A 24,730-nucleotide genomic window follows, 5' to 3' on the forward strand; every position below is an offset into this window, starting at 1 on the left:
CCAACGCAGGACGACTTGCTTTACGCTGGTCCGATGAGCTCACCGGAACCCGTCGCCCCGCCCCTGCGCCGCCGCGGGGAGCGGATGCGGCGGGCGGTGCTGGCCGCCGCCGTGGACCTGCTGTCGAGCGAGGGTCTGGCGGGCGCGACGGTCGGCGCCGTGGCCCGGGCGGCCGGAGTGCACGAGACCTCCGTGTACCGGCGGTGGGGCACCCGCGAGAACCTGATCCTGGACGCGCTGACCACGGAGCTGGACGCCGCGCTGCCGGTCCCGGACACCGGGCGGGTGCGGGACGACCTGCTGGCGTTCTTCTCCGCCCTGGCCCGGCTCCTCGCCACCCCGCAGGGCCGGGCGCTGCTGCGGCTGAGCGTCGAGCAGGACGACTCCCTGGAGGACCGCCGCGGACCCTACTGGAGCGAGCGTCTCGACCGCGCCGTGGTGATGGTCCGGCGCGGCGCCGAGCGGGGCGAACTGGCCGCGGACACCGATCCCGGACTGCTGATCGAAGCGGTCAGCGGTCCGCTGTTCGTGCGGGTGCTGCTCAGCGGGGCGCCGCTGGACGACGTGCTCGTACGGGGGCTGGTGGACCTGGCCCTGGACGGGGCCCGCCCACGAGCGGGTGGACCCGGCCCCGGACGGGGCCCGTCCGGGGTGAGCGGCCCGGCCGGTGCCGGACCGTGATGATGGGAGGGCCCGGATCGGGGCACCCGGCGGTCGTCAGGGGCGCGGGTGCGCCGAGGACGGAGGAACCATGGACGGCAGCAGGCCGCTCGCCCTGGTCACCGGGGCGTCCAGCGGCATCGGGTACGAACTCGCCGCGCTGTTCGCGGAACACGGATACGACCTCGTGGTCAGCGCCGAGGACGAACGGCTGGAGCACGCCGCCCAGCGGCTGCGGGAGACCGGCGTGGAGGTACGGGCCGTGCGCGCGGACCTCAGGAGCCCCGACGGCGTGGACCACCTGGTCGCCGCCCTGACCGGGCTCGCGGTGGACGTGGCGGCCCTCAACGCCGGGGTGGGGCAGGGCGGCGCCTTCGTCGACACCGACCTCGCCGACGACCAGTCCGTCATCGACCTCAACGTGACCTCGACCGTGCGGCTCGCCAAACCCCTCCTGCGGGACATGGTGGCCCGCGGGGTGGGGCGGCTCATGTTCACGTCCTCGGTCGCGGCGACGATGCCGGGCTCCTTCCAGTCGGTCTACAACGCGTCGAAGTCGTTCGTCCAGTCCTTCGCGCAGGCGTTGCAGGAAGAGGTCGGGGACACCGGTGTCACCGTCACCTCCTTCATGCCGGGGCCGACCGACACGGACTTCTTCCGGCGGGCCGGCATGACGGACACCAAGGTCGGCACCATGCCGAAGGACGACCCGGCGCAGGTCGCCCGGCAGGCGTTCGACGCGGTCATGAAGGGCCGCGGGAAGCTGGTCACCGGCTCGGCGAAGACCAAGGCCCAGGGAGTGGCGGACAAGGTGCTGCCGGACCGTGTCAAGGCCGCGGTGCACCGCCGGATGGCCGAACCGGGGACGGCGCGGGACGCGCGGGACACCCAGGACGCGCGGGATGCGGACCGCTAGCGCATCCCGTGGCACCGTCGCCCGAAGGGCCCCTTGTCGGCGGCCCGTTCCCGGTGGAACGATGCCCGGGCACCGGCTCACCGCACCGAAGGGAACGCCGTGACCGACGACCGGGAACGCCCGCGGGCCGCCGCCGCGTTCGACGCGCTGGGCGCCGAGTACGAGAAGGCGTTCGCCGGGTCGAGGACGCACCGCCGCTCGCTGGAGTGGCTGCTGGCGCGGCTGGCGCCGGGCAGCCGGGTGCTGGACGTGGGCAGCGGCACGGGCCGGCCCACCGCGGAGACCCTCGCGAACGCCGGGCACGCGGTGCTGGGCATCGACGTCTCCCCCGTCATGGTGCAGCTCGCCGCGCAGCAGGTGCCGGCCGCCACCTTCCAGTGCGCCGACGTCCGTGACGTACCGCTCGCGGACGGCTCGTTCGACGCCGTCTGCGTGTACTTCTCACTGCTCCAGCTGGACCGCCGGGAGCAGCGGGATCTCGTACGGCGCCTGACGCGGTTGCTGAGGCCGGAGGGCTACCTGGTCCTGGCCACCGTGCCGCTGGACGTGGACGGGGTCGACGCCACCTTCATGGGCCAGCCGGTGCGCGTGACCAGCTTCCCCGCGCAGGAGCTGATCGCCCTGGCCGAGGACGCGGGCCTGGAGGTGCTGGCGCAGGAGGCGTCGATGTTCACCCCGGCCCACCCGGACGCCCGGCCGGAGCCGCACCTCTTCCTGCACTGCCGGCGCACGGGGCAGCCCCGGATGGGGTAACTGCGCACGCGCGAACCGGGGTCCCACGGTCAGAGTGGGCAGCATGACAGAACCTGGCGAGCGACGGCGCCGCACCACTTCCACGGCCACGCGCGAGCGGGGTGTGCGGGACGCCCGCGACGCCGCACGGCACGCCGCCGACGCCCTGTCCGAGCTGATCCGGCACCACCTCGAAGGGGTCTCCGCGGTGTGCCGGAGCGAGGACGGCGGCTGGATCGTCAACGTGGACGTGCTCGAGGTCGCGCGCATCCCCGACACCACCAGCCTGCTCGCCACCTACGAGGTCGAGCTGAACCCGGCGGGCGACCTGATCCAGTACCGCAGGGTCGCGCGCTACCGGCGCGGTGCCCAGGACCAGTGAGCGGACCGTGAGGCCCGCACCCGGAAGGACCACCGCATGATCACCTACGACGACGAGGTCGTCTGCGCGCCCCGCGCCGGAACCCTCTACGACGTCCTCGAACTCATCCTCGACCGCGGCATGGTCATCGACGTCTTCGTGCGCGTCTCCCTGGTCGGCATCGAGATCCTCAAGGTGGACGCGCGCATCGTGGTCGCGAGCGTCGACACCTATCTGCGGTTCGCCGAGGCCTGCAACCGGCTGGACCTGGAGCACGACGTGCGCTCCAAGACCGTGCCCGAGATGTTCGGCAGTCCGGTCGCCAAGACCGTGGGCAGGGCGGGCGCCCGGCGGACGGCGCGCTCGCTGACCGACAAGGTGCGCGACGTCCTCGCACCGGAACACGAGCCCGCGCACGACGAGGAGGCGGAGGAGCCCGAGGAGACGGAGGCCCGGCCCCGCGAACGCACGGAGCGCGCCCGGAGCGCGCAGCGGCCCCGCGGCAGGTCCGCAGCGCGCCCCCGCGACGAGGACGACCGCCCCCGAGTCCGCCCCCGCCCCCGCCGGCGCACCGAGGAGGAGGACCGATGACCGCGCCCGCCACCACCGCCCCCGAGTCCGCCGCAGCCCCCGGGCCCGCGGCCGCCCTCAAGGCCCTGTATGTCTACGGCATCACCCCGGCCGGCGTCCGTGTCCCCCGCTCCCCCGGTGTCGACGGCTCGCCGGTCGGGCTGCTGACCGAGTCCGGGCTGTGCGCCGCGGTGTCGGACGCGCCCCCGCGGCTCCGGCCCCGGCGCCGCGACCTGCTGGCCCACCAGGCCGTCCTGGACGAACTGGCGGCGCAGGGGCCGGTGCTGCCCATGCGATTCGCGGTCCTCAGCCCCCGGACCGACGCCCTCCTCGCCCAACTGCGCTCCGACGCGGCGCACTTGACGCGGCAGCTCGACGGCGTACGCGGATGCGTGGAACTCAACGTCAAGGGGACGGTGGTCCCCGGCCACTTCGCCGACCTGGTGCGCCGCGACGACAGACTGCGGACCCTGGCCCTGCGGACCCGGCTACGCCCGGACTACGAGGCCAACGTCCGGCTCGGCGAGGCGATCGCCCTCGGTGTGCGCCGCGAGGCACGGCGCGCCGCCCGGGAGGTCGTCGACCGACTGGCGCCGCTCGCCGTGCGGACGGTGCAGGGCGCGACCGACGACGAGCAGGTCCTCAGCGCGTCGTTCCTGCTGCGCTTGGCCGACGAGACGCGGTTCAGGGAAGCGGTGGCGGAACGGTCCCGGGCCTGCGGCGACCGGCTGGCCCTCAGCGTGACCGGACCGCTGCCCTGCTACAGCTTCGTCGACCCGCGCCCCGCACCGCCGGCCGGCCGGTGACCGCATGGGCATCGTGAGCGGTCTCCTCCTGCTGCCCCTCGCTCCGGTGCGCGGCACGGCGTGGATCGCCGACCACCTGCTCCAGGAGGCCCGGCGCCAGGCGCACGACCCGCGCGCCGTACAAGCGCGGCTGGCCGCGCTCAACCGGGCCCTGGACGAGGGCGCCATCGACGAGGCGGCCTTCGAACGGGAGGAGGAGCGCCTGCTCACCCTTCTCGAACGCCCGACCCGGCCCACCGGCCGTACCACCACCACGAATCCAGCGCGGAGACGACACGTATGAACGACAGCAGGACGGCCATGGCGGCTGCCGTGGCGGGCGGATACCTCCTGGGGCGCACCAGGAAGGCCAAGCTGGCCTTCGCGGTCGGCTCCTACCTCGTGGGCAGACGCGTCGGCCTCTCCCCCGGCCAGGTCCTCGGCCAGGGGCTCGGCGGTCTCCAGCGGACGCCGCAGTTCCAGGAGCTGACCGACCAGTTCAGGGGCGAGCTGCTGACCGCCGGACGCGCGGCCGTCACCGCCGCGGCGAACCGCCGCCTCACCAGCCTCGCGGACACCCTCCGCGACCGTACGGACGCGCTCACCGACGAGGGCCGGCCGGACGACGGCCGCGACGACACCTGGGACGAGGACGCGTACTTCGAGGAGGAGGACCGCGAGGAGGACCGGCGGCCCGCGCCGCCCCGGAAGACAGCGAAGAAGGCGGCCAAGAAGGCTCCGCCGCGCAAGGGCGCGCCGCCCGCGAAGAAGGCGGCCAAGAAGGCCGCCGCCAGGAAGACGGCCGGACCCGCGCAGCGGACGGTGGTCCGGGACGCCGGGCGCGGGGGTGGGCGCGCATGACCCCCGGCCGGCAGGGCGACGACGGGCCCTCTCCCCTCGGTGATCTCAAGGACGCGCTCGGCGGCTACCTCTCCGCCGCGGGTCACGGACTCGTCGGCAGGGCGGGGGAACGCGTCGGTTCCCTGACCGACCGCCTGACCGAGTCGGCCGGCGGGGGTGACTCCAAGAACGGCGGCGGCTCGAAGGGCGGCGGCGGTTCCGGGGGCGGCGGCGGCGGTTCCAAGGGCAGCGGCGGCGGCAGCGTCAAGGCGACGCACATCATGGAGACCGTCGACATCGGCGTCCCCCTGCGCACCGTCTACGACCAGTGGACGCAGCTCCAGGACTTCAGCGGCTTCACCAAGGGTGTCCAGAGCGTCAGCCCCCACGACGAGGTGACCTCGGACTGGACGGCCAAGATCGCCTTCTCGACGCGCAGCTGGAAGGCGACCGTCCAGGAGCAGGTCCCCGACCAGCGGATCACCTGGACCTCCGAGGGCGCCAAGGGCAGCACCAACGGAGTGGTCAGCTTCCACGAGCTGGCGCCCCGGCTGACCCGGGTCGTCGTGGTCGTCGAGTACTACCCGGCGGGCTTCTTCGAGAAGACCGGCAACCTCTGGCGCGCCCAGGGACGCCGGCTGCGGCTGGACCTCAAGCACTTCGCGCGGCACGTGACACTGGCCGACGAGGAGGAGGTCGAGGGCTGGCGCGGCGAGATCCGCGACGGCGAGGTCGTCAAGAGCCACGAGGAGGCGCTGGAAGAGGAGGAGAACGCCGAGGAACCGGACGAGTCCGAGTACGAGAACGACGAAGACGACGAAGACGAAGACGAAGACGAAGAGGACCCCGAGGACGCAGAGGACGAGTACGAGGACGACGACGAGGAGGAGCCGTATGCGGACGAGGACGACGACGAGGACGACCGGCGTGCCCGCCCGCGTCGCTGACGACGCCGCCGCGAGGAGTACGCGGTGACCGACCTCGACCACCCGTACCCGGGCGCGGGTCCGGGTACCGAGCCCTACGGGCCCCCCTCCGGCAGCCTGGCCGACCTCCTGGAACGCGTCCTCGACAAGGGCATCGTCATCGCCGGCGACATCAAGATCGACCTGCTCGACATCGAGCTGCTGACGATCCGTCTGCGGTTGTTCATCGCCTCGGTGGACACCGCGAAGAAGGCCGGCATCGACTGGTGGGAGACGGATCCCGCGCTGTCGTCCCGGGCGGCGCGGGACGCGCTCGCCGAGGAGAACGCGCGGCTGCGGGAGCGCCTCGACGCCCTGGAGGGGGCCACCGGGGAGACGACGGGAGCCGTGCGATGAGCACGACCGCCGCCGGACCGGCGGCCCCCGGCGTCGTCTGTGCCTTCGCCGTCACCCGCACCCCGCCGGACCCGGCCGCCCTGGCCGCGGCGAGGGGGCACGAGGAGGGCGGTCCGCTGCGCGTCCTGAGCGCGGGCGACCTGTGCCTGGTCGTTCAGGACGTCCCCGCGGCCCTGTTCGACGCGGAGGCGCTGACGGAGCGCCTCAACCGGCCCGACGACCTGGAACGCTGCGCGCGTGCCCATCACCGGGGCGTGGAGGCCGCGGCCGGGCGGGGACCCGTCGTGCCGCTGCCGATGGCGACCCTGTACCGCGGCGACCTGACCGCGGCGCGGGCGGTGGCCGCCCGGCAGCCGGTGCTGGTCACACTGCTCGACCGCCTCCGGGACCGTACGGAGTGGGCGGTGAAGGTGCACGCCGCCGAGTCCCCGCCCGAGCCCGCCACGGACACCGGAGCGGGCGCCGGCACCGGCACCGGCTCCGGCGCCGGGGGCCGCGCCTACCTCACCCGGATCAGCGCACGACGGCGTGACCGCCAGGGCGCCCACGACAGGGCGCTGGCCGAGGCGGAGGCCGTCGACGCGGAGCTGCGGCGGTACGCGGTGGCCGCGACACGGCACCGTCCGCAGAGCGAGCGGCTGACCGGACGACGCGCGCCGCAACTGCTCAACGTCGCCTACCTGGTGGAGGACGCGCGGCGTACCGCCTTCGCCGAGGCCCTGGCGCGGCTCACCGCCGACGGCCGGCGTCCGGCGGTACGGGTGGACGCCTCGGGTCCGTGGATCCCGTACTCCTTCGCCCGCTGGGACGAGGACCCGCAGGCCGCCCCGGATCAGGAGGTCCCCGCATGACCGTCCCGGACGCCCGTACGCCGGGCCCGGCGCCCGTGCCCTGGGGCGGCCCGGAGCCGTACGCACCGGTCGGGGTGCCCCTGGTGGACCTGCTGGACCGGGTGCTGGCGACCGGTGTCGTGGTCAGCGGCGACCTGGTGCTGGCCGTCGCGGACGTGCCGTTGGTGCGGATCTCCCTGCACGCCCTGCTGTCGTCGGTGAACGAGCGGGTGCCCGCCCCCTGGCCGGACAGCGGGCCGCTGTGACGGCGCCCCGGGCCCGCGCCGCCCGGACCGCCCACGCCCTCGACCTGGATCCCGAGCGGGTCACCAACGACCTGGCCGCGCTGGTCCTGACCGTGGTGGAGCTGCTGCGCCAGCTCATGGAGCGCCAGGCCGTGCGCCGCTTCGACGAGGGGACGCTGAGCGCGGAGCAGGAGGACCGGCTCGGCACGGCGCTCATGCTGCTCGACGAGCGCATGGACGACCTGTGCGCCCAGCACGGACTGAGCCGTTCCGACCTCAATCTCGACCTGGGCCCGCTGGGCCCCCTCCTCTCGGACCCGGAACCGTAGGACACAGGAATCCGGCACCCGGCACCCGGCACCCGGCACCCGACGCGAGCGATCGTTATGATGACGCGGAATCGCTCAAACGAACATTCTCGGGTGGGGAGCCCTGATGCGGGAGCCGGTCGATCTCAGGCGCCAGCGGATACTGGCGGCGGTCCAGGCGCGCGGCACCGCGCGGGTGCGCGACCTCGCCGACGAGTTGCAGGTCTCGGTGGTCACCGTGCGCCGCGACGTCGAGGAGCTGACGCGCGAGGGCAGGCTGAGCCGCGGCCACGGGGTCGTGCGGTCGACGCTGCCGGCCCAGGAGACGGCCCACGATCCGGTCCCGGCAGGCGGGGACCGGGTGGCCGTGGTGGTCCCGGTACGGCACTCCTACCTGACCGAGACGCTGCACGGGGCGCGCACGGTCCTGGAGCGGGCCGGGGTGCGCATGGCCCTGCACCTCGCGCCGCAGGCCTCCGGTGCCGAGCGGCCACTGGTGGAGCGGGCCCTGTCGGACGGCGCGGACGGGCTGCTGATCGCCCCGCGCTGGCGTGGCCGGGCCGACGAGGAGGCCGATCACGAGTGGCTGGCCGGGGTCGGTGTGCCGACGGTGCTGATGGAGCGCCGTCCGTGGCGCGGCAGCGCGCTGCACGCCCTGGACTCGGTCTGCTCGGACCACTGGTACGGCGCGCACCTCGCGGTGGAGCACCTGGTGGGGCTCGGGCACCGGCGGATCGTGGTCGCCACCCGGCACGACAGCCCCACCGCCCGTTCGCTGCGTGCCGCCTTCACGGAGATCGCCGGGGCGCATCCCCTGGTGGAGCGGTGGGCGTGGACGCTGGTCGCACCGGAGGCCGGGGCCGACGGGCCCTACTCGGCGGACGAGACGGCCGAGCCGTCGGCGCTGATGCGCAAGGTGGGTGCCACCGCGATGGTGCTGCACGGCGACGTGGACGCGCTGATGGTGGTGCAGCGGCTCGCGGAGGAGGGGGTGCGGGTGCCGGAGGACTGCTCGGTGGTCGCGTACGACGATGTGGTGGCCGGTCTCGCCTCGCCCGCGTTGACGGCCGTGTCGCCGCCGAAGGCGGAGGTCGGGCACGCGGCGGCGGAGCTGCTGCTCCAGCGGCTGGCCGAGGCACCCGGGAGCCGGCGGCCGGGCCGGCGGATCGAGCTGCTGCCGCGGCTGATGGTGCGGGGTTCGACGGACCCGTTGACCGAACCGCTCGACGAATGAGCGTTTGAGCGTTTCATTTTCTTCTGATCGATCTATTGACCGTTTGAGACAGGGCGTTCAGGATTCCGGGTGTCTCGAAGAGTCGTGTCCGCACCCGCGCGGACCCGCAGGAGCCGCGGAGGCGCCATGCCCGGACGACCCAGCCGTCGCTCCGTGCTCGCCGCGATGACCGCCCTACCCCTTGCAGGAGCCGCGAGCGCCTGCAGCGGGGGGAACGGCGCATCGTCGGCCCGCACGGGCACCACCACCCGCATCACCTTCTGGTCCGCCCTGCGCGGGAGCCAGGAAGTGGTCGACGCGTTCAACCGCACCCACCGCACGGTCCAGGTGGAGTTCCAGCAGATCCCCTCCGGCGGGCAGGGCGGCTACGCCAAGCTCAGCAACGCCGCGCGGGCCGGGAACGCGCCCGACGTCGCCACTCTCGAATACCCGCAGGTGCCGGGGTTCGCCATCGACGGCGTCGCCCGCGACATCACCGATCTGATGAGCGACGGCCTGCGCCGCAAGCTGCTGCCGCAGGCGCTCGGACTGACCACCTTCGAACGCCGGGTGTTCGCCGTGCCGCTGGACGTCGAGCCCATGGTGATGCACTACCGCGCCGACCTGTTCGACCGCCACGGGCTCGAAGCCGCCCGCACCTGGGACGAGTTCGCCGAGCAGGCCGCGACGGTGCGCCGCGAGGCACCCGACCGCCGGCTGGCGCTCTTCCCCACCGACGGGATGACGCAGTTCGCCTGCTACGCCTGGCAGGCGGGCGCCCAGTGGTTCGACACCTCGAAGGGCGCCTGGAACGTCTCGCTCGCCGACGCTCCCTCACGACGGGTGGCCGAGTACTGGCAGGGGCTGATCGACCGGGACGACGTCTTCATGAACGCCGTCGAAAGCAGGCAGTCCGACGCGCAGATCGGCAACGGCCTGGTCCTCACCCGGCTCAGCGGCGCCTGGGACGCCGGCGCGCAGATGAACGCGCGGCCCGGGCAGAAGGGCCAGTGGCGGATCGCGCCGATGCCGCAGTGGGACACCGGCAGCCCCTCGACCGGCACGCACGGCGGGTCGACCTTCGCGATCACCGAGGACAGCAGGCACCCGGAGGCCGCGATGGAGTTCATCGAGTGGCAGGTCTCCCACCCCGACTCCCTGCGCGCCCGGCTCTCCAGCGGCACCAGCAGCCAGTACCCGGCCGCGCCGGGACTGGTCCCCGTGGGCCGCGAGGCCTTCGACCGCTCGTACTACGGCGGCCAGGACATCTACACCCTGTTCGAGCAAGAGGCCGAGAAGATCGGCGACCAGTGGCTCTGGGGCCCGCGTATGAGCGCCACCCAGAAGGTCATGCAGGACTCCTTCGCCCGGGTCGGCGGCGGCCAGGGCAGTCTCGTCGAGTCGCTGCGCAGCGCGCAGGAGGGCACCATGCCCGACCTCAAGGCCCTGGGCCTGTCCACCACCCAGCACAGCACCTGAGCCGACGAAAGGCAGGTGACACACCCATGACCACGACCACCCCCGCACGGGTGCCGGCCGGCGCCGCCCGCGCCGCCTCCCCGGCACCCTCCGACTCGGGCCAGCGCGCCCGCAGAGCGGCCAAGCGCCGTCAACTGACCGCCGCAGGCGTCCTCATGACGCCGTTCTTCGCCCTGCTGGTCACCGTCTTCCTGATCCCCGTCGGCACCGCCGTCTACCTCAGCTTCTTCAGCGACGACCAGCCCGGTCTCGGCTTCGGCCCCGAACGCACCGTCTTCGTCGGACTGCGCTCCTACGCGGCCGTCCTCACCGACCCCACCTTCCTCGGCGGGCTCGGCACCGTCGCCCTGTACTGCCTCATCTACATCCCGCTGATGGTCGTCGGCGCGCTCGCCCTCGCCCTGCTCCTCGACTCCGGTGTGGTGCGGCTGCGCGCCTTCGCCCAGCTCGGGCTGTTCCTGCCGCACGCGGTGCCCGGCATCATCGCCGCGCTGATCTGGCTGTACCTGTACACGCCCGGCATCAGCCCGGTCATCGAGCTGTTCGCGAAGGGCGACATCACGATCGACTTCCTGGGCGTGCACACGGTGGTCCCGTCCATCGTGAACATCGCCCTGTGGAGCAACCTCGGCTACAACATGGTGGTCTTCTACGCCGCCCTCCAGGCCGTGCCGCGCGAGGTGATCGAGGCGTCCGTCGTCGACGGCGCCGGGCCGGTGCGCACGGCGCTCCAGGTCAAGACTCCGCTGGTGCGGGCCTCCATCGTGATGGTGGCGATCTTCACCCTGATCTGGGCGCTCCAGCTGTTCACCGAGCCGATGCTGCTCAGCCAGTCCTCCCCGATGATCAACTCGCGGTTCTCGCCCAGCATGTACATCTACGACGCGGCCTTCACCCGCAACAACTACAGCCTCGCGGCGGCCGCCTCGGTGGTCCTGCTGGTGTGCACCATCGCCCTGTCGTACGGCGTCACCCGCTTCACCAGCCGCGCCGACTCCGAGGAGGCTCGATGAGCGCCGCCGGCAGTTCCCTGCTCCGTCCGAAGCTGCTGGGCCGCGCGACGGTCAACGTGGTCGTCGCCGTCTCCGTCCTCTACACGCTGCTGCCCGTGCTGTGGCTGGTGCTGGCCTCGGCCAAGAACCGCGACGCGCTGTTCAGCAGCGACCTGCTGTCCCTGAGCGACTTCTCGTTCCTGCGGAACATCCAGGACCTGTTCGCCATGGACGGCGGGCTGTACGGCCGCTGGTACGTCAACAGCCTGCTGTACGCCGTCATCGGGGCGGCGGTGGGCGCGCTGGTGAGCGTGGCCTGCGGCTACGCCTTCGACAAGTACCGCTTCCGGCACAAGGAGAAGCTGTTCGGCCTGGTGCTCGCGGCGGTCATGGTGCCGCAGACGGTGCTCGCGCTGCCGCTGTACCTGATGGCCTCGGAGGCCGGCCTGGTCAACACCTTCTGGGCGGTGTTCATCCCGGTGCTGTTCAATCCGTTCGGCGTCTACCTCGGGCGGATCTTCGCGCGGGGCTACGTGCCCGACGAGGTGCTGGAGGCGGCGCGTGTGGACGGGGCCGGGGAGCTGACCACGTACGCGCGGGTGGCGCTCAGGATGCTCGGACCCGGTCTGATCACCGTCTTCCTCTTCCAGCTCACCGCCATCTGGAACAACTTCTTCCTGCCCATGGTGATGCTGTCCGACCAGGACCTGTATCCCGTCAGTCTCGGCCTGTACCAGTGGAACAGTTCGGCGTCCGTGTCGCCCGAGTACTACCCCGTGGTGATCATGGGCTCGCTGCTCGCCGTACTGCCGCTCATCCTCGCCTTCGTGCTGCTCCAGCGATTCTGGCGCAGCGGCCTGACCGCCGGAGCCGTCAAGTGACCGTGCACGCCCCCGGACCCGGCCACCGGCCCCGTGCCGCCGTGGCCATGTCCCCGGACGCCGCCTCGGCCGTCCTCGACCCCCAGTCCCTCGCCGCCTACCGCCGGGTCTGCGACCTCGCGCCGTTCCCGGTGCTGGACGACCTGACGACGGCGCGGGCGAGATCCGTACTGGCGGACGTGGAGCTGCTGATCACCGGGTGGGGCTGTCCGCCGCTGGACGCGGAGGTACTGCGGGCGGCGCCCCGGCTGCGGGCCGTGGTGCACACGGCGGGCAGTGTCCGCGGGCACGTCACCGACGCGTGCTGGGAGCGGGGCGTCGAGGTCTCCTCGGCCGCCGCCGCCAACGCGCTGCCGGTGGCCGAGTACACCCTCGGCATGATCCTGCTCAGCGGCAAGCGGGTGCTGGAGCGGGCCCGCGACTTCCGGGCCGCCCGGACGCGCGGCGACTGGCTGCGCACCCCGCGCGGCGTCGGCAACTACCACCGCACGGTCGGCATCCTGTCGGCCTCGCTGATCGGCCGCCGGGTCGTCGAACTGCTGCGGCCGCACGATGTACGGGTCCTGCTGCACGACCCGTACGTCGGCGACGCGGAGGCCGCCGAACTCGGTGTGGAGAGCGTGACGCTGCCCGAACTGTTCGCGCGCTGCGACACGGTCAGCGTGCACACCCCGCTGCTGCCGACGACCCGTGGTCTGGTGAGCCGTCCGCTGATCGACGCGATGCCCGCCGACGCGGTGCTGATCAACACCTCCCGCGGGGCGGTGATCGACCAGGAGGCGCTCACCGACGCCGTCCTCGCGGGCCGCATCCGGGCCGTCCTGGACGTCACCGACCCCGAGGCGCTGCCGCCGGACCATCCGCTGTGGGACTGCGAGCACGCCCTGATCACCCCGCACCTGGCCGGCTCCGAGGGCAACGAGTGGCGCCGGCTGGCCGACCTCGCCCTCGCCGAGACGTCCCGCTGGGCGTCCGGCACCGGCTTCCTCCACCCCGTACGACGCGAAAGGCTGGCGTTCCTGGCATGAGCATCCCGTTCGAACTGCCCACCGAGGACCGTGCGTCGAGCCCGTACACCGGTTACACCCGCGCCCACTGGGAGGCCGTCGCGGACGGGCTGCTGTGGGCCGCGTGGCGCTGGAGCACCCCGGGCCGCGCCCTGCTCGACCTGCCGGGACGGCCCTCGCGCTCGGGGGTGCGCTCCGACGGCCTGGAGGGCTTCGCGCGGACCTTCCTCGCGGCGGGCTTCCGCGTCGCGGGCGCCGACGGCGCGGACCCGCACGGCTGGCTGGACCGCTACGCGGAGGGCCTCGCCTCGGGCACCCGCTCCCCCGGCCGCGACGACGCCGAGTCCTGGCCGCTGATCCTCGACCACGACGTGCAGGGCCAGCCCATGGTGGAGTCGGCGTCGGTGGCGCTGGGGCTGCGGCTGACCGCGCCGTGGCTGTGGAAGAACCTCGACGCCGGGGTGCAGGACCGGGTGGAGGAGTGGCTGCGCGGGGCGCTGCGGCACGTGCCGGCGCCGAACAACTGGTACCTGTTCCCGTACACGGTCGCCGGGTTCCTGGAGTCGGTCGGCCGCGGCGACGCCGAGACGGCCGCGGCCCGGGAGCGGGCGCTGGAGCTGATGGAGGGCTGGTACCGGGGCGGGGGCTGGTACGCCGACGGCGACGGGCGCGCCTTCGACCACTACAACGGCTGGGCGCTGCACCTCTACCCGGTGCTCGACGCCCACCTCGGCGGCGACACCGACGCCCTCTCCCACTACGGGGACCGGCTCCGCGCCCACCTCGACGGCTTCGCCCTGATGTTCGGTGCCGACGGAGCACCGCTGCACTTCGGCCGCTCCCTCACCTACCGCTTCGCCGCGTCGGCGGCCGTCGGCCTGGGCGCGCTGACCGGGCACACCCCGCTGTCGCCGGGTGCCTCGCGGCGGCTGGCCAGCGGCAGCCTGCGGTACTTCGTGGACCGGGGGGCGCTGACCGACGAGGGGGTGCTGAGCCTCGGCTGGTACGGCCCGCACGAGGCGACCCTGCAACCGTACTCGGGCCCGGCCTCCCCGTACTGGGCGTCGAAGGCGTTCGTGTCGCTGCTCGCCCCGGCCGACCACCCGCTGTGGACGGCACCGGAGGAGCCCGCGCCGGTGGAGGAGGCCGACCGGGTCCTGGCGCTGCCCGCGCCGGGGCTGCTGGTGCAGGCGACCCGCGCCGACGGGATCGTACGGCTGCACAACCACGGCAGTGACCATGTCCGCCCGCACGAGGGCGAGTCGGCGGCCGAGGACGACCCGCACTACGGCCGGCAGGCCTACTCGACCCGGACGGGTCCCACCGCGCGGGAGAACATCGCGGACAACCACCTGTCGGTCGAGGTGAACGGCCGGTCCAGCGTGCGGCGCCGGGTCCGTCCGCTGGGCGCGGGAGGGGGTGAGGGCTGGGGCTGGGCGGCCTCCTGGCACCGGCCCGTCTTCGTGGCCGGGCCGCCGATGGTGCCGGGACTGCGGGTGGAGAGCGTGACGGTGGCCCGGGGTCCGTACGAGCTGCGGGTGCACCGGGTCGTCGGGGCGCCGCCCGGGGCACGGGTCACGCACACCGGGTGGGCCACCGGCCCCGAGGAGCCCCTCACTTCCGTGCTGCACGGCCTGTGCGGCTGGGAGCCCGGGGCGGAGACCGTGCGCGCCCCGCAGGGCACCGCGTACGTGCCGTGGGCCGAGCTGCCCCGGCTGTCCGGCGCGGCGGGCGGCACCTCCGTGCACGCCGGCCTGGCCGTGCTGACCGGGGAACCGGTGAGCGTGCCGGTGGCCGAGGCGGTGACCGGCGTGGTGCCCGGCGAGGACGCCGTGGAGGTCGTCTGGGCGGCCGACGGCGCCCGCACCCGTGTCTCGTTCGGGCCGGTGGAGGTGACGCACACGGACGGTTAGTCCGGTACGGCGGCAGTTCGAGGGCTCCGATCCGTGGCCGCGGTCGGGGCCCTCCGCCGTGCGTGCTCCCCCGCACGCGCGCCCCCGGTGGCGTGGCGTGCCCGGGCCGGTGAGGCTGGAACGGCAGCCGTGACAAGGAGCCGTCTCCATGCGCAAGTCGTCGTGCACCGTGATCGCGGCCCTGGCCGTGTGGGCCCTGAGCGCCGCCGGAGCGGAGGCCGCGGTGCTCCGCGTCCCGGACCTGCCGGGCGAGGTGACGGCGACCGAGTGCATCCAGGGCGGCGGAGTGATCATCATTTCGGCGGACGGGGACGGGACCGGCTCCTTCACGACGCTCTGCCGGGGCGGCATCCACGACGGACAGACCGTCACCTGAGCCCACCGCCTCCGTTCCTCGCGCCCATGCCTTGAGTCCCGGACGCTGGGTACGCGGTCACGGCCCACCACGGCAGTCGGTACCCGAACACGACCGGGCGCGTGCAGCGGCCCGCACAGAAACGGAGAACGGCCGATGAGCGAGGCCAATCCCCTCAAGCGAGCAGTCCGCAAGGTGACCGAGGGCCTGCACGGCGAGGCCGGCGGGCCGCCGGACGGGATCCCCGGCAGGCCGGGTCCCGAGTCGCCCCCCGTCGCCGAACCCACCGAGCCGCGCGAGCCGCTGCCGCCGAAGCCGGACCAGACCGGCCCGGACACGGTGTCACCGACCGGACAGCCCACGGGAGCGGACCAGGCCAGGGTGGCGCAGTCCGGCAGCTATCTGACGGACGCCCAGGGGACCCGGCTGTACGACACCGACCACTCGCTGAAGGCCGGTCCGCGCGGTCCCGTTCTGCTGCAGGACCATCACCTGCGCGAGAAGGTCATGCACTTCGACCACGAGCGCATCCCGGAGCGCGTGGTGCACGCCCGGGGCGCGGGTGCGCACGGGGTGTTCCAGAGCTACGGCACGGCGGCCTCGGTGACCAAGGCCGGGTTCCTGGCCGCCGACGTGGAGACGCCGGTGTTCACGCGGTTCTCCACGGTGGTCGGCTCGCGCGGGTCGTCGGACACCGTGCGGGACACCCGCGGGTTCGCGACGAAGTTCTACACCAGCGAGGGCGTCTTCGACCTGGTCGGCAACAACATCCCGGTCTTCTTCATCCAGGACGCCATCAAGTTCCCGGACGTGGTGCACGCGGCGAAGCCGCACCCGGACCGGGAGATCCCGCAGGCGCAGAGCGCCCACGACACCTTCTGGGACTTCGTCTCGCTGCACACCGAGGCGACGAACCACACCATCTTCTTCATGGGCGACCGGGGCATCCCGCGCTCCTTCCGGATGATGGAGGGCTTCGGCGTCCACACCTTCCGGCTGGTGAACGCGGAGGGCGCCACGACGCTGGTGAAGTTCCACTGGAAGCCCAAGCTGGGCGTGCACTCCCTGGTGTGGGACGAGGCGCAACTGATCAACGGCGTCGACCCGGACTTCCACCGCCGGGACCTCGCGGACGCCATCGAGGCGGGCGCGTACCCGCAGTGGGAGCTGGGCATCCAGACCTTCCCGGACAACCCGGAGCAGACCTTCGAGGGCATCGACCTGCTGGACCCGACCAACTTCGTGCCCGAGGAGCTGGCGCCGGTGCAGCCGGTCGGGCTGCTGACCCTGAACCGCAACCCGTCCAACTACTTCGCCGAGACCGAGCAGGTCGCGTTCCACGTCGGGCACCTGGTGCCGGGCATCGACGTCACCGACGACCCGCTGCTCGCGGGGCGGCTGTTCTCGTACCTGGACACGCAGATCACCCGCCTGGGCGGCCCCAACTTCCCGCAGCTGCCGATCAACCGGCCGCAGGCGCCGGTCAACGACATGCTGCGCGACGGCATGCACCAGAGCGCCGTGCACCGGGGCGTGGCCCCTTACCGGCCCAACTCCCTCGACGGCGGCTGCCCGTTCACCGCGGGGGCGGACATGAGCGCGTTCGTCGAGGCGCCGGTGCGGGTGCCGGAGTCGAAGAAGGTGCGGGAGGCTCCGGAGTCGTTCGCGGACCACTTCAGCCAGCCGCGCCGCTTCTGGCTGAGCATGAGCCCGGTGGAGCGCGAGCACATCGTCGGCGCCTACACCTTCGAGCTGGGCAAGTGCTACGAGCAGGCGATCCGGGAGCGGACGCTCCAGGTGCTGGCCAACATCGACCCCGAGCTGTGCGCGGGGGTCGCCGAGGGCCTCGGTCTGCCCGCCCCGGAGCCGACCGTGCCACTGGCCGACGTCGAGCCGAGCCCGGCGCTGTCCCAGGTGGGCGGCGTCTGGCCGCTGGACGGCCGGGTCGTCGGCATCGTGACCGGCGGGGCCGACCTGGAGGGCGTGGGCGCGGTGCGGGAGGCGGTGCTCGACGCCGGGATGGTGCCGCTGGTGGTGGCGCCGACCGGCGGCACCCTCGGCTCCGGCGACGCCGCGCTGACCGTGCAGCGCAGCTACGTCACCGCGCGGTCGGTGGAGTTCGACGCGGTGCTGATCGCGGGGACGCCGGACATGGGCGGCGACGCCTACACCCCGCGGGACTACAAGGCGGGCCCGGCGCCCGCGGGACCGGGGACGATCGACCCGCGGGTGAGCCTGCTGCTGTCGGAGGCGTTCCGGCACGGCAAGGCGATCGGCGTCTGGGCCGGCGGCACTCCGGCGCTCGAGGCGTCGGGGGTGCCCGCGGACGCGCCGGGGGTGATCGTCGCCGACTCGGGCACCGCGGCCCTGGAACGGGTCACGGAGCTGATGGGCTCGCACCGGGTGTGGGAACGCTTCACCACGCCCCGGGGCTGATCCACCGGGCCGTGGGGCCGGGCGTCCAGGTCGGCGCCCGGCCCCACGGCCCGTTCAGCACAGGACGCGCAGCGCTCCGGGCAGCACCTTCGCGGTGACGGGTACGACGGCCTCGACCTCGCCGTCGGCGCCGTAGGGTATCGCCCGGTCCGCCTCGATGCGGACCTCCCGGCCGCGCAGGACGCGTACCTGGGGCCGGTGGACGTGGGCGCCCGTGGAGAGTTCGTTCATCAGGGCGAAGAACAACCGCCGCGGGGCGTCGTGGATCATCACCACGTCCAGCAGGCCGTCGTCCACCCGGGCCGAGGGGGCGACGAGGCGGTTGAAGCCGTAGTAGCCGGAGTTGGCCGCCACCACCGTGTAGCCGCTGAAGGCGTGCTCCTCGCCGTCGACCGTGACCCGGTAGCCCGCCGCACGCCAGCCCGCCACGGCCCGCACCGCCCCCGCGTAGTAGGAGGCGGCGCCGCGCAGCAGCCGCGCGTGGTTGGCGTGCCGGTTGGCGAGCGCGTCGACACCCGCGTACACGCTGCCGAGGACGACGGTGCGCTCGTGGACGGCCGAGGTGACCTCGATGGTGTCGACGGGTCGGGGGTCGCCGTGCAGCAGCACCTCGGCCAGGGCGGCCGGCTCGGTGGGCAGCCTCAGGGCGCGGGCGAAGTCGTTGCCGCGCCCGGCCGGGACCAGGCCGAGCACGGCGCCGGTTCCGCTGAGGGCGCCGCCGATGCCGCCCGCCATGCCGTCACCGCCGACGGCGAGCACCACCCGCCCCGACGCTCCGGACCGCCGGGCAAGCTCCCGGGCGTGGGCGAGGCTGTGGCTGTACTCGGTCTCCAGCTCCGCCCCGGCCTCCCGCAGCAGCCGGGCCACCCCGAGGAGGGCGGCGGCCGAGGTGGCGCCGCCCGCGGTGGGGTTGACGACGGCGGTGAACTGTCGCATCGATGTGCCTCCGGGCTGACGGGTGGTGCCGGACTGTTGTCTCACGGGCTGGGGGTGCTCGGCCGGGCGGGGTCAGTCCGCGGGCAGCAGGACGCCCGGGCTGAGCAGTCCGGCGGGGTCCAGGCTCCGCTTGACGGCGCGCAGTGCCCCCACGCCGAGGGGGCCCGCCTCCCGGACGTACCAGTCGCGGTGGTCGGTGCCGACCGCGTGGTGGTGGGTGATGGTGCCGCCGGCGGCGAGGATCGCCTCGTTGGCGGCGTGCTTGGCCGGGGTCCAGTGCGCCACGGCGTCCTCGCCCTGGGCGGAGACGACCGTGAAGTAGAGGGAGGCGCCGTTCTCGTAGACGTGCGAGATGTGGCACATGACCAGGGGCGGGGTGCCGGCCCCGGTGAGCGTGGCGGTCAGCGCGTCGCGGACGGCCGAGTAGAGGGCGGGCAGGCGGGACCAGTAGGCCGCGGTCTCCAGGGTCTCGGCGAGCGCGCCGGCGTCGAGCAGCGAGTCGCGCAGGTACGGCGCCGAGTAGCGGCCGTGGGCCCAGCGCTCCCCCGGTTCGTCTCCGGCGAAGGCGCCGCCGCACTCGCGCAGGACGGCGGCGGCGCCCTCGCGGCGGTGGCCGGTGTCCTCCTCGGTGCCCTCGAAGCCGACGACAGCGAGGCAGCCGGCGTCCTGGTGCTCCAGGGAGGCGCCGATGGCGTCGGGCTGAGCGAGGCCGATCAGGGTCTCGGTCTCGTCGGACAGGCGCAGCACCGTGGGCCGGGGGCCGTCCTGGGCGAGCCGGCGCAGGGCCGCGGCGCCCTCGTCGAAGGACGCGAAGCGCCAGCCCTCGTAGCGGCGGACCTCCGGCACGGGCCGCACGCGCACGGTGACGGAGGTGATGACACCGAAGGCGCCTTCCGAGCCGAGGACGAGCTGGCGCAGGTCGGGTCCGGCGGCCGAGCGCGGGGCGCGGCCCGTGTCGAGGGTGCCCTCGGGGGTGGCGAGGGTGAGGCCGAGGACCATCTCGTCGAAGCGGCCGTACCCGGCGGAGGCCTGTCCGCTGGAGCGGGTCGCGGCGAAGCCGCCGATGGTGGCCCACTCGTAGGACTGGGGGAAGTGGCCGAGGGTGTAGCCGTGCTCGGCGAGCAGCGCCTCGGCCTCGGGGGCGCGCAGGCCGGGCTGGAGGGTGGCGGTGCGGGAGACCTCGTCGAGGTCGAGCAGGCGGTTCATGCGGCGCAGGTCGAGGGCGACGAACGCGCCCTCGCGGCCGGGGGCGAGGCCGCCGACGACGGAGGTGCCGCCGCCGAAGGGGACGAGGGCCAGGCGGTGCTCCGCGCAGGCGGCCAGCACGGCGAGGACCTCGTCGTGGCTGTCGGGGAGGACGACGGCGGCCGGGGTGTCGGCGGTGTCACCGGTCCGCATCCGCAGCAGGTCGGGGGTGGACTTGCCGCGGGTGTGCCGGATGCGGCTCTCCGCGTCCGTGCGCACGTCCTCCCCGCGGCCCCCGACGGCGAGAGCCAGGGCGCTACGGGCGGCCTCGCCCAGCGGTGACTCCGGTACGTCGACCTCCGCCAGCGGGAGCGCGGCGCTTTCGCGCGGTTCAACGCCGAGCAGCTCGCGCAGCAGCCCGGTCACCGTGTCGGGCAGTGCCGTCGCCCTGGCCGGGTCGCCCCAGCCGTTCCACAGCATGTCCATCGCCTGTCGTCCTCACGGTCGCTTCGGGGGACGCCGTCCGCATCACCCCGCTAGGCGTTACACTGTGACACATGACGCCCAACCGTCACAACCACTCGAGCAGGCAGACCCCCTCGGACAACGACACGGTGCTGGACGCCGTGCGCGACTGCGTGATGGCCGTCGGGGTGCGCCGTACGACGATGACCGACGTCGCCCGCCGCGCCGGCGTCTCCCGGATGACGCTGTACCGGCGCTGGCCCGACGTGCGGTCCCTGGTCGGCGACCTGATGACCCGCGAATGGCTCGCGGTCGCCACCGGCGCCATCCCCGAGCCGGGCGAGGACACCGACGTCCGCTCGCGGATGGTCGAGGGCCTGGTGGCCGGGGTGGAGACGTTCCGCGCCCATCCGCTCTTCGGCAAGATCGTCGACGTCGACCCCGAGCTGCTCCTGCCCTACGTCCTCGACCGGCGCGGGGCGAGCCAGGAGGCGCTTCTCGAGTTGCTGGCCGACGCGCTCGGACAGGGCCACGCCGACGGTTCGGTGCGCGAGGCGCACACCGGGCGGCAGGCCCGGTCGGTGCTGCTGGTCATCCAGTCCTTCGCCCTGTCGCTGCGGACCATGGCCGACGAGGACGACGCCGAGCTGACCTCCGCGGCCCTCCTCGGGGAGCTGCGCACCATCCTGGAGAGGACCCTCACGCCATGAGCCCCGTCGACCGCCCCACCGCCGGGGCCTCCCTGTCCGCCGCACGGCGCTCCCGCGAGCTGGCCGGCACCGTCGGCGGCCCCGTCGTGGACGTCCTGGTCGTCGGCCTCGGCGCGACCGGCGCCGGTGCCGCGCTGGACGCCGCCGCCCGGGGCCTGAGCGTCGCCGCCGTGGACGCCCACGACCTGGCCTTCGGCACCTCCCGCTGGAGTTCCAAGCTCATCCACGGCGGCCTGCGCTACCTCGCCTCCGCCCAGCTGGACGTCGCCCACGAGAGCGCGGTGGAGCGCGGGGTGCTGATGGAGCGCACGGCGCCCCACCTGGTGCGTGCCCAGCCCTTCGTCCTGCCGCTCACCCCCCTGGTCTCCCGCGGCCAGGGGGCGCTGGCGTGGGCCGGGTTCCGGGCCGGCGACACCCTGCGGCTCGCGGCGCGCACCGCGCGGGCCACGCTGCCCGCGCCGCGGCGCCTGTCCGCCGTGGAGACCCGTCACCTCGCGCCCGCGCTGCGCCCGGACCGGCTGCGCGGCGGCCTGCTGTCCTGGGACGGCCGGCTCACCGACGACGCCCGGCTGGTGACCGCGCTGGCCCGGACCGCGGCGGCCCGCGGAGCGCGGATCCTGACCCGGGTCAGGGCCCTGGAGCTGACCGGGTCGGGCGCCCGCGTGCGCGACGAGCTGACCGGCGAGGAGGGGGTGATACGGGCCCGCGCGGTGGTCAACGCCTCCGGGGTGTGGGCCGGCGACCTCGTGGACGGCATCCGGATCCGCCCCTCCCGCGGCACCCACCTCGTCCTGCGCTCCGAGCACCTCGGCCCGCTTCCGGCCGGCCTGCACGTGCCGATCCCCGGCGAGACCAACCGCTTCGTCCTCGTCCTGCCCCAGGGCGACGGCCGGGTCTACGTCGGTCTCACCGACGAGCCCGTGGACGGGGACGTCCCGGACGTGCCGGAGGTGCCCGAGACCGACATCGGCTTCCTGCTCGACGTGCTCGGCTCGGTGCTGGACGTGCCGGTCCACCGCGACGACGTGGTCGGCGCCTTCGCGGGCCTGCGCCCCCTGCTCGACACCACCGCCCCGGACCGGTCCGGCGCCGGGCCCCGCACGGCGGACGTCTCGCGCCGGCACGCCGTACTGACCTCGTCCGAAGGCGTGATCACCGTGGTCGGCGGCAAGCTCACCACGTACCGGCGCATGGCCGAGGACGCCGTGGACGCCGCCGTCGCCGCCAGGGGCCTCGCCGCCGGAGCGTCCCCCACGGCCGCGCTGCCCCTGGTCGGAGCGGCCGCCCCGCAGGCCCTGGGCCGGGTGCGGGCACCGCGTCGGCTGGTACGGCACTACGGCACCGAGGCCCCGGCGGTCCAGGCCCTCGCCGACCGCGATCCCCGCCTCGCCGAGCGGGTGCTGCCGGGCCACCCCGTCACCGGCGCGGAACTGGTGTGGGCCCTGCGGCACGAGGGCGCCCTCGACGAGGCCGACCTGCTCGACCGGCGCACCCGCATCGGCCTGGTCCCGGAGGACCGTGCGGCGGCCCTGAGCGCGGTGCGCGACCTGGTCGCGGAGACCGGGGGCGTCGGCGGGATCGGCGAGGTCACGGCGGACCGGCGCTGAACCCGGCCGCGCGTCCCCGCCCGCACGGCAGCCGCCCGGCTCGCGGGCTGGGGCGTCGAGCCGGGCGGGGCGGCCGAGCGGTGCCGGCCGGCACGGCAGGCGGCCCAGGAAGCGGGCGCCTGCCCGGTCAGGTGTCGCGGTCGTCCTGCTGGACGGCCCTGCGGAGTTTCGCCTCGATCTTGTGCCGGGACTGGCCTCCCTCCTTGACGTACTCCGTCATCGCGGTCCGCGCGTCCCGGTCCAGGTCGCGCCAGGCCCGTACGGCCGTCTCGTAGGTGTGCGACTGCCGCGGGGTCCACCGATGCTCCATGGGTGGCCCGTACGAGTCGCGCAGCTCCTCGACCCGGTGCTGTGCCAGGTCCGCCGCGCGGCGCTTGTGCACGAGCTCCTCGAATGTGTGTGCCACCACACTTCGACCGTAGTCAGAGCGGCGCCGTCGCGCGCGTCGAACCCGGCACGGCCCGCTGCGGCCGACGCGTTCCGCTCCGCCCGAGTGGTCCACGCGGGCGGCGAAGGGCCTTACCATCAAGCCACCGACGGCTGCCGGGCGCATGCGGCACACACGAGAGGTGGGGCGGCGTGGCGGAGACCGAGGGAACGGCGCTGCCGGAGCGGCTGCTGATCACCCGTACCACCACGGGCGACGGCGTCAGCCTCGTGATCCTCGCCGGAGAGGTCGATCTGGACGGCAGCGGTCAGCTGCGCGAGGTGCTGCTGGCCTCGGTGGAGTCGGCGCCGGGCACGGTGGTGGACTTCGGCGAGGTGGGGTTCCTGGACTCCAGCGGCATCAACGTACTGATCTGCGCGCACCGGGCCGCCGAGTCCCGCGGCGTCTGGTTCCGGCTCGCCGCACCGCGCGACGCCGTCGAACGCGTGCTGCGACTGGTGGGCGTGGACGCGCTCATCCCCTGCTACCCGAGTGTGGAGCAGGCTCTGGCCGCCTGACCGGCTCAGGTCAGCGGCAGGCTCGCGTACACGGTCTTCCCCGTCGGGTGCGGCTTGGTGATGACCTCGTCGCACAGCCGCGTCACGATCTCCAGCCCGTGCCTGCCCACCCGCACGGGGTCGCGGGGCAGGAAGGTGGGAAACGCGTCCCCCGTGTCCGACACCGCGATCTCCACGCGGTCGTCCACCAGGGTCAGCTCCAGCCGGCAGGGGCCGGGTGCGTGCCGCAGCGCGTTCGTCACCAGTTCGCTCGCGACCAGACGGGCGGTGTCCACAAAGGTGTCCCCCAGGGTCACGCCACGCTCGGCGAGGCGCGCGGCGAAGCCGTTCACGACGTCCCGAGAGGCGGGGATCATCGCGGATCCGCCCCTGAACTCCACCACCGCGGACACGACGGAGCCGTCCGCGGTGCCGGGTCCGTGCGCCGGATTCATGCCGAGCCTCACCGTCCGGTCCGGGGCCGAGTGGAGGGAGCGAAGGTCCCCGGCTCTCACGATACGCACCGGGGCGCTCCCGACGATCCGTTTGCCCCAACTTCCACTGGACGCGCCGCTTTTCGGACATGTCCCGCCCCCGGCCCGTGCGGGCGGGTCGGGGCGGTGTGGGCAGCGGTGGACCGGAGCGACGGGTCAGGAGGCGGTGCAGGTGCCGACCGCGGGCGCGGCGTCGCTGCCGTTCTTCGCCACGGTGAACCCGAAGCTGGTGGACGCGCCGGCCGCCAGGGTGACCGTCGCGGTCGAGGAGCCGATTGGACGTTCGTCCGGCGTGGCGGCGTAGTCGGCCTCGCCGAGATGGCCCGCCGCCGCGGACCCCAGCGCGTCGGCGGCTTCGGCGGAGTGGGCCGCGGCCGTCAGCGCGGCGGCGGCCACGAGACCGGCGATGGTCGCTCTCAACAGGCGTCTCAGAGTCGTGCTCATGTCGTCCCGTCCTCTGAATCGGTGTGCGGAGGCCGTTCGGAAGGGCGGAAGCCGCCGAATCTCGCCCTGGAGCGTCGAAAGTTTCGGCTTGATTTCCGAATGTCGCGGAGGAGATTACGG

At 74.0% G+C, this 24,730-nt stretch carries 29 protein-coding genes; 24 read left to right on the plus strand and 5 right to left on the minus strand.

Annotation, left to right across the window (positions count from 1 at the left end):
* Positions 1–33: 33 nt before the first annotated feature.
* From OHA99_RS01545 to catB, 21 genes are all read left to right on the plus strand, one after another.
* On the plus strand, positions 34–681 hold the full coding sequence (locus OHA99_RS01545; protein ID WP_381500923.1) for a TetR/AcrR family transcriptional regulator: 648 nt from the start codon (positions 34–36) through the stop codon (positions 679–681).
* A gap of 70 nt (positions 682–751) precedes the next feature.
* Positions 752–1,576: an SDR family NAD(P)-dependent oxidoreductase gene (locus OHA99_RS01550; RefSeq protein ID WP_405693587.1), complete on the plus strand. Its 825-nt coding sequence runs from the start codon at positions 752–754 to the stop codon at positions 1,574–1,576.
* 99 nt (positions 1,577–1,675) lie between these two features.
* On the plus strand, positions 1,676–2,329 hold the full coding sequence (locus OHA99_RS01555; protein ID WP_153176356.1) for a class I SAM-dependent methyltransferase: 654 nt from the start codon (positions 1,676–1,678) through the stop codon (positions 2,327–2,329).
* A 43-nt stretch (positions 2,330–2,372) separates the two neighbouring features.
* The gene (locus OHA99_RS01560) at positions 2,373–2,690 is read left to right on the plus strand and encodes a gas vesicle protein (RefSeq protein ID WP_405693589.1); all 318 of its coding nucleotides are present in this window, start codon (positions 2,373–2,375) and stop codon (positions 2,688–2,690) included.
* Between the two features lie 36 nt (positions 2,691–2,726).
* Positions 2,727–3,260: a gas vesicle structural protein GvpA gene (locus OHA99_RS01565; protein ID WP_153176358.1), complete on the plus strand. Its 534-nt coding sequence runs from the start codon at positions 2,727–2,729 to the stop codon at positions 3,258–3,260.
* Positions 3,257–4,045 carry a GvpL/GvpF family gas vesicle protein gene (locus OHA99_RS01570; protein ID WP_405693592.1) on the plus strand — a complete coding sequence of 263 codons (789 nt, stop codon included), beginning with the start codon at positions 3,257–3,259 and terminating at the stop codon, positions 4,043–4,045. Before OHA99_RS01565 ends, OHA99_RS01570 begins: the two co-directional genes overlap by 4 nt.
* Before the next feature lie 4 nt (positions 4,046–4,049).
* Complete coding sequence (locus OHA99_RS01575) at positions 4,050–4,328, plus strand: gas vesicle protein GvpG (protein ID WP_153176360.1); 279 nt, start codon at positions 4,050–4,052, stop codon at positions 4,326–4,328.
* Positions 4,325–4,885, plus strand: coding sequence for a hypothetical protein (locus tag OHA99_RS01580; RefSeq protein WP_153176361.1), 561 nt, complete (start codon positions 4,325–4,327; stop codon positions 4,883–4,885). Before OHA99_RS01575 ends, OHA99_RS01580 begins: the two co-directional genes overlap by 4 nt.
* Positions 4,882–5,811 (plus strand): SRPBCC family protein, encoded by a 930-nt coding sequence (locus OHA99_RS01585; RefSeq protein WP_405693594.1) that lies wholly within the window; start codon positions 4,882–4,884, stop codon positions 5,809–5,811. Before OHA99_RS01580 ends, OHA99_RS01585 begins: the two co-directional genes overlap by 4 nt.
* A gap of 24 nt (positions 5,812–5,835) precedes the next feature.
* Positions 5,836–6,186 carry a gas vesicle protein gene (locus OHA99_RS01590; protein WP_153176363.1) on the plus strand — a complete coding sequence of 117 codons (351 nt, stop codon included), beginning with the start codon at positions 5,836–5,838 and terminating at the stop codon, positions 6,184–6,186.
* Positions 6,183–7,037, plus strand: a complete 855-nt coding sequence (locus OHA99_RS01595) for a GvpL/GvpF family gas vesicle protein (protein WP_381500934.1) — start codon at positions 6,183–6,185, stop codon at positions 7,035–7,037. The genes OHA99_RS01590 and OHA99_RS01595 overlap by 4 nt, the downstream gene beginning before the upstream one ends.
* Positions 7,034–7,282, plus strand: coding sequence for a gas vesicle protein (locus OHA99_RS01600; protein ID WP_016325204.1), 249 nt, complete (start codon positions 7,034–7,036; stop codon positions 7,280–7,282). Before OHA99_RS01595 ends, OHA99_RS01600 begins: the two co-directional genes overlap by 4 nt.
* Positions 7,279–7,590 carry a gas vesicle protein K gene (locus tag OHA99_RS01605; RefSeq protein WP_007389469.1) on the plus strand — a complete coding sequence of 104 codons (312 nt, stop codon included), beginning with the start codon at positions 7,279–7,281 and terminating at the stop codon, positions 7,588–7,590. The genes OHA99_RS01600 and OHA99_RS01605 overlap by 4 nt, the downstream gene beginning before the upstream one ends.
* Before the next feature lie 106 nt (positions 7,591–7,696).
* Positions 7,697–8,803, plus strand: coding sequence for a substrate-binding domain-containing protein (locus tag OHA99_RS01610; protein ID WP_153176366.1), 1,107 nt, complete (start codon positions 7,697–7,699; stop codon positions 8,801–8,803).
* A gap of 126 nt (positions 8,804–8,929) precedes the next feature.
* Positions 8,930–10,261: an ABC transporter substrate-binding protein gene (locus OHA99_RS01615; RefSeq protein WP_153176367.1), complete on the plus strand. Its 1,332-nt coding sequence runs from the start codon at positions 8,930–8,932 to the stop codon at positions 10,259–10,261.
* 26 nt (positions 10,262–10,287) lie between these two features.
* Entirely contained in the window at positions 10,288–11,274 is a 987-nt protein-coding gene (locus OHA99_RS01620; RefSeq protein WP_153176368.1) for a carbohydrate ABC transporter permease, read from the plus strand.
* The gene (locus OHA99_RS01625; protein ID WP_153176369.1) at positions 11,271–12,134 is read left to right on the plus strand and encodes a carbohydrate ABC transporter permease; all 864 of its coding nucleotides are present in this window, start codon (positions 11,271–11,273) and stop codon (positions 12,132–12,134) included. The genes OHA99_RS01620 and OHA99_RS01625 overlap by 4 nt, the downstream gene beginning before the upstream one ends.
* A complete protein-coding gene (locus OHA99_RS01630; protein WP_381500937.1) occupies positions 12,131–13,162 on the plus strand; it encodes a hydroxyacid dehydrogenase in 1,032 nt (343 codons plus the stop codon). The genes OHA99_RS01625 and OHA99_RS01630 overlap by 4 nt, the downstream gene beginning before the upstream one ends.
* The gene (locus OHA99_RS01635) at positions 13,159–15,054 is read left to right on the plus strand and encodes a DUF2264 domain-containing protein (RefSeq protein ID WP_366471583.1); all 1,896 of its coding nucleotides are present in this window, start codon (positions 13,159–13,161) and stop codon (positions 15,052–15,054) included. The genes OHA99_RS01630 and OHA99_RS01635 overlap by 4 nt, the downstream gene beginning before the upstream one ends.
* Positions 15,055–15,202: 148 nt before the next feature.
* Entirely contained in the window at positions 15,203–15,430 is a 228-nt protein-coding gene (locus tag OHA99_RS01640) for a hypothetical protein (RefSeq protein WP_153176372.1), read from the plus strand.
* A gap of 135 nt (positions 15,431–15,565) precedes the next feature.
* Positions 15,566–17,845: a catalase CatB gene (gene catB / locus OHA99_RS01645; protein WP_153176373.1), complete on the plus strand. Its 2,280-nt coding sequence runs from the start codon at positions 15,566–15,568 to the stop codon at positions 17,843–17,845.
* A gap of 54 nt (positions 17,846–17,899) precedes the next feature.
* Here the strand turns inward: catB and OHA99_RS01650 are convergent, their stop codons facing one another.
* Entirely contained in the window at positions 17,900–18,781 is an 882-nt protein-coding gene (locus OHA99_RS01650; protein ID WP_405693599.1) for a diacylglycerol kinase family protein, read from the minus strand.
* A gap of 72 nt (positions 18,782–18,853) precedes the next feature.
* Positions 18,854–20,452, minus strand: coding sequence for an FAD-binding oxidoreductase (locus OHA99_RS01655; protein WP_366471580.1), 1,599 nt, complete (start codon positions 20,450–20,452; stop codon positions 18,854–18,856).
* Between the two features lie 71 nt (positions 20,453–20,523).
* On the opposite strand from OHA99_RS01655, the gene OHA99_RS01660 reads away from it, so the two are divergent.
* Together OHA99_RS01660 and OHA99_RS01665 are read left to right on the plus strand one after the other, a co-directional pair.
* On the plus strand, positions 20,524–21,141 hold the full coding sequence (locus OHA99_RS01660) for a TetR/AcrR family transcriptional regulator (RefSeq protein ID WP_153176375.1): 618 nt from the start codon (positions 20,524–20,526) through the stop codon (positions 21,139–21,141).
* Complete coding sequence (locus OHA99_RS01665) at positions 21,138–22,748, plus strand: glycerol-3-phosphate dehydrogenase/oxidase (protein WP_405693601.1); 1,611 nt, start codon at positions 21,138–21,140, stop codon at positions 22,746–22,748. Before OHA99_RS01660 ends, OHA99_RS01665 begins: the two co-directional genes overlap by 4 nt.
* Before the next feature lie 127 nt (positions 22,749–22,875).
* Here OHA99_RS01665 and OHA99_RS01670 read toward each other — a convergent pair whose 3' ends face one another.
* Entirely contained in the window at positions 22,876–23,154 is a 279-nt protein-coding gene (locus OHA99_RS01670) for a hypothetical protein (protein ID WP_228126286.1), read from the minus strand.
* A 173-nt stretch (positions 23,155–23,327) separates the two neighbouring features.
* Between OHA99_RS01670 and OHA99_RS01675 the strand changes: the two genes are divergently transcribed.
* Complete coding sequence (locus OHA99_RS01675; RefSeq protein WP_153176377.1) at positions 23,328–23,693, plus strand: STAS domain-containing protein; 366 nt, start codon at positions 23,328–23,330, stop codon at positions 23,691–23,693.
* 5 nt (positions 23,694–23,698) lie between these two features.
* Here the strand turns inward: OHA99_RS01675 and OHA99_RS01680 are convergent, their stop codons facing one another.
* Both OHA99_RS01680 and OHA99_RS01685 read right to left on the minus strand, forming a co-directional pair.
* Complete coding sequence (locus tag OHA99_RS01680; RefSeq protein WP_405693604.1) at positions 23,699–24,127, minus strand: ATP-binding protein; 429 nt, start codon at positions 24,125–24,127, stop codon at positions 23,699–23,701.
* A 195-nt stretch (positions 24,128–24,322) separates the two neighbouring features.
* Complete coding sequence (locus tag OHA99_RS01685; protein WP_405699054.1) at positions 24,323–24,610, minus strand: hypothetical protein; 288 nt, start codon at positions 24,608–24,610, stop codon at positions 24,323–24,325.
* Positions 24,611–24,730: the final 120 nt, after the last annotated feature.

It is taken from the genome of Streptomyces coelicoflavus (assembly GCF_045041415.1).
GTDB lineage: Bacteria > Actinomycetota > Actinomycetes > Streptomycetales > Streptomycetaceae > Streptomyces > Streptomyces coelicoflavus.

What these genes read in the sequence shown, in the direction of transcription:
- OHA99_RS01665 (WP_405693601.1), top strand. Translation starts at nt 21,138, where the DNA reads ATGAGCCCCGTCGACCGCCCCACCGCCGGGGCCTCCCTGTCCGCCGCA.
- OHA99_RS01625 (WP_153176369.1), top strand. Translation starts at nt 11,271, where the DNA reads ATGAGCGCCGCCGGCAGTTCCCTGCTCCGTCCGAAGCTGCTGGGCCGC.
- OHA99_RS01560 (WP_405693589.1), top strand. Translation starts at nt 2,373, where the DNA reads ATGACAGAACCTGGCGAGCGACGGCGCCGCACCACTTCCACGGCCACG.
- OHA99_RS01660 (WP_153176375.1), top strand. Translation starts at nt 20,524, where the DNA reads ATGACGCCCAACCGTCACAACCACTCGAGCAGGCAGACCCCCTCGGAC.
- OHA99_RS01575 (WP_153176360.1), top strand. Translation starts at nt 4,050, where the DNA reads ATGGGCATCGTGAGCGGTCTCCTCCTGCTGCCCCTCGCTCCGGTGCGC.
- OHA99_RS01635 (WP_366471583.1), top strand. Translation starts at nt 13,159, where the DNA reads ATGAGCATCCCGTTCGAACTGCCCACCGAGGACCGTGCGTCGAGCCCG.
- OHA99_RS01655 (WP_366471580.1), bottom strand. Translation starts at nt 20,452, where the DNA reads ATGGACATGCTGTGGAACGGCTGGGGCGACCCGGCCAGGGCGACGGCA.
- catB (WP_153176373.1), top strand. Translation starts at nt 15,566, where the DNA reads ATGAGCGAGGCCAATCCCCTCAAGCGAGCAGTCCGCAAGGTGACCGAG.
- OHA99_RS01580 (WP_153176361.1), top strand. Translation starts at nt 4,325, where the DNA reads ATGAACGACAGCAGGACGGCCATGGCGGCTGCCGTGGCGGGCGGATAC.
- OHA99_RS01610 (WP_153176366.1), top strand. Translation starts at nt 7,697, where the DNA reads ATGCGGGAGCCGGTCGATCTCAGGCGCCAGCGGATACTGGCGGCGGTC.
- OHA99_RS01570 (WP_405693592.1), top strand. Translation starts at nt 3,257, where the DNA reads ATGACCGCGCCCGCCACCACCGCCCCCGAGTCCGCCGCAGCCCCCGGG.
- OHA99_RS01585 (WP_405693594.1), top strand. Translation starts at nt 4,882, where the DNA reads ATGACCCCCGGCCGGCAGGGCGACGACGGGCCCTCTCCCCTCGGTGAT.
- OHA99_RS01545 (WP_381500923.1), top strand. Translation starts at nt 34, where the DNA reads ATGAGCTCACCGGAACCCGTCGCCCCGCCCCTGCGCCGCCGCGGGGAG.
- OHA99_RS01685 (WP_405699054.1), bottom strand. Translation starts at nt 24,610, where the DNA reads ATGAGCACGACTCTGAGACGCCTGTTGAGAGCGACCATCGCCGGTCTC.
- OHA99_RS01620 (WP_153176368.1), top strand. Translation starts at nt 10,288, where the DNA reads ATGACCACGACCACCCCCGCACGGGTGCCGGCCGGCGCCGCCCGCGCC.
- OHA99_RS01595 (WP_381500934.1), top strand. Translation starts at nt 6,183, where the DNA reads ATGAGCACGACCGCCGCCGGACCGGCGGCCCCCGGCGTCGTCTGTGCC.
- OHA99_RS01680 (WP_405693604.1), bottom strand. Translation starts at nt 24,127, where the DNA reads ATGAATCCGGCGCACGGACCCGGCACCGCGGACGGCTCCGTCGTGTCC.
- OHA99_RS01550 (WP_405693587.1), top strand. Translation starts at nt 752, where the DNA reads ATGGACGGCAGCAGGCCGCTCGCCCTGGTCACCGGGGCGTCCAGCGGC.
- OHA99_RS01615 (WP_153176367.1), top strand. Translation starts at nt 8,930, where the DNA reads ATGCCCGGACGACCCAGCCGTCGCTCCGTGCTCGCCGCGATGACCGCC.
- OHA99_RS01650 (WP_405693599.1), bottom strand. Translation starts at nt 18,781, where the DNA reads ATGCGACAGTTCACCGCCGTCGTCAACCCCACCGCGGGCGGCGCCACC.
- OHA99_RS01565 (WP_153176358.1), top strand. Translation starts at nt 2,727, where the DNA reads ATGATCACCTACGACGACGAGGTCGTCTGCGCGCCCCGCGCCGGAACC.
- OHA99_RS01640 (WP_153176372.1), top strand. Translation starts at nt 15,203, where the DNA reads ATGCGCAAGTCGTCGTGCACCGTGATCGCGGCCCTGGCCGTGTGGGCC.
- OHA99_RS01600 (WP_016325204.1), top strand. Translation starts at nt 7,034, where the DNA reads ATGACCGTCCCGGACGCCCGTACGCCGGGCCCGGCGCCCGTGCCCTGG.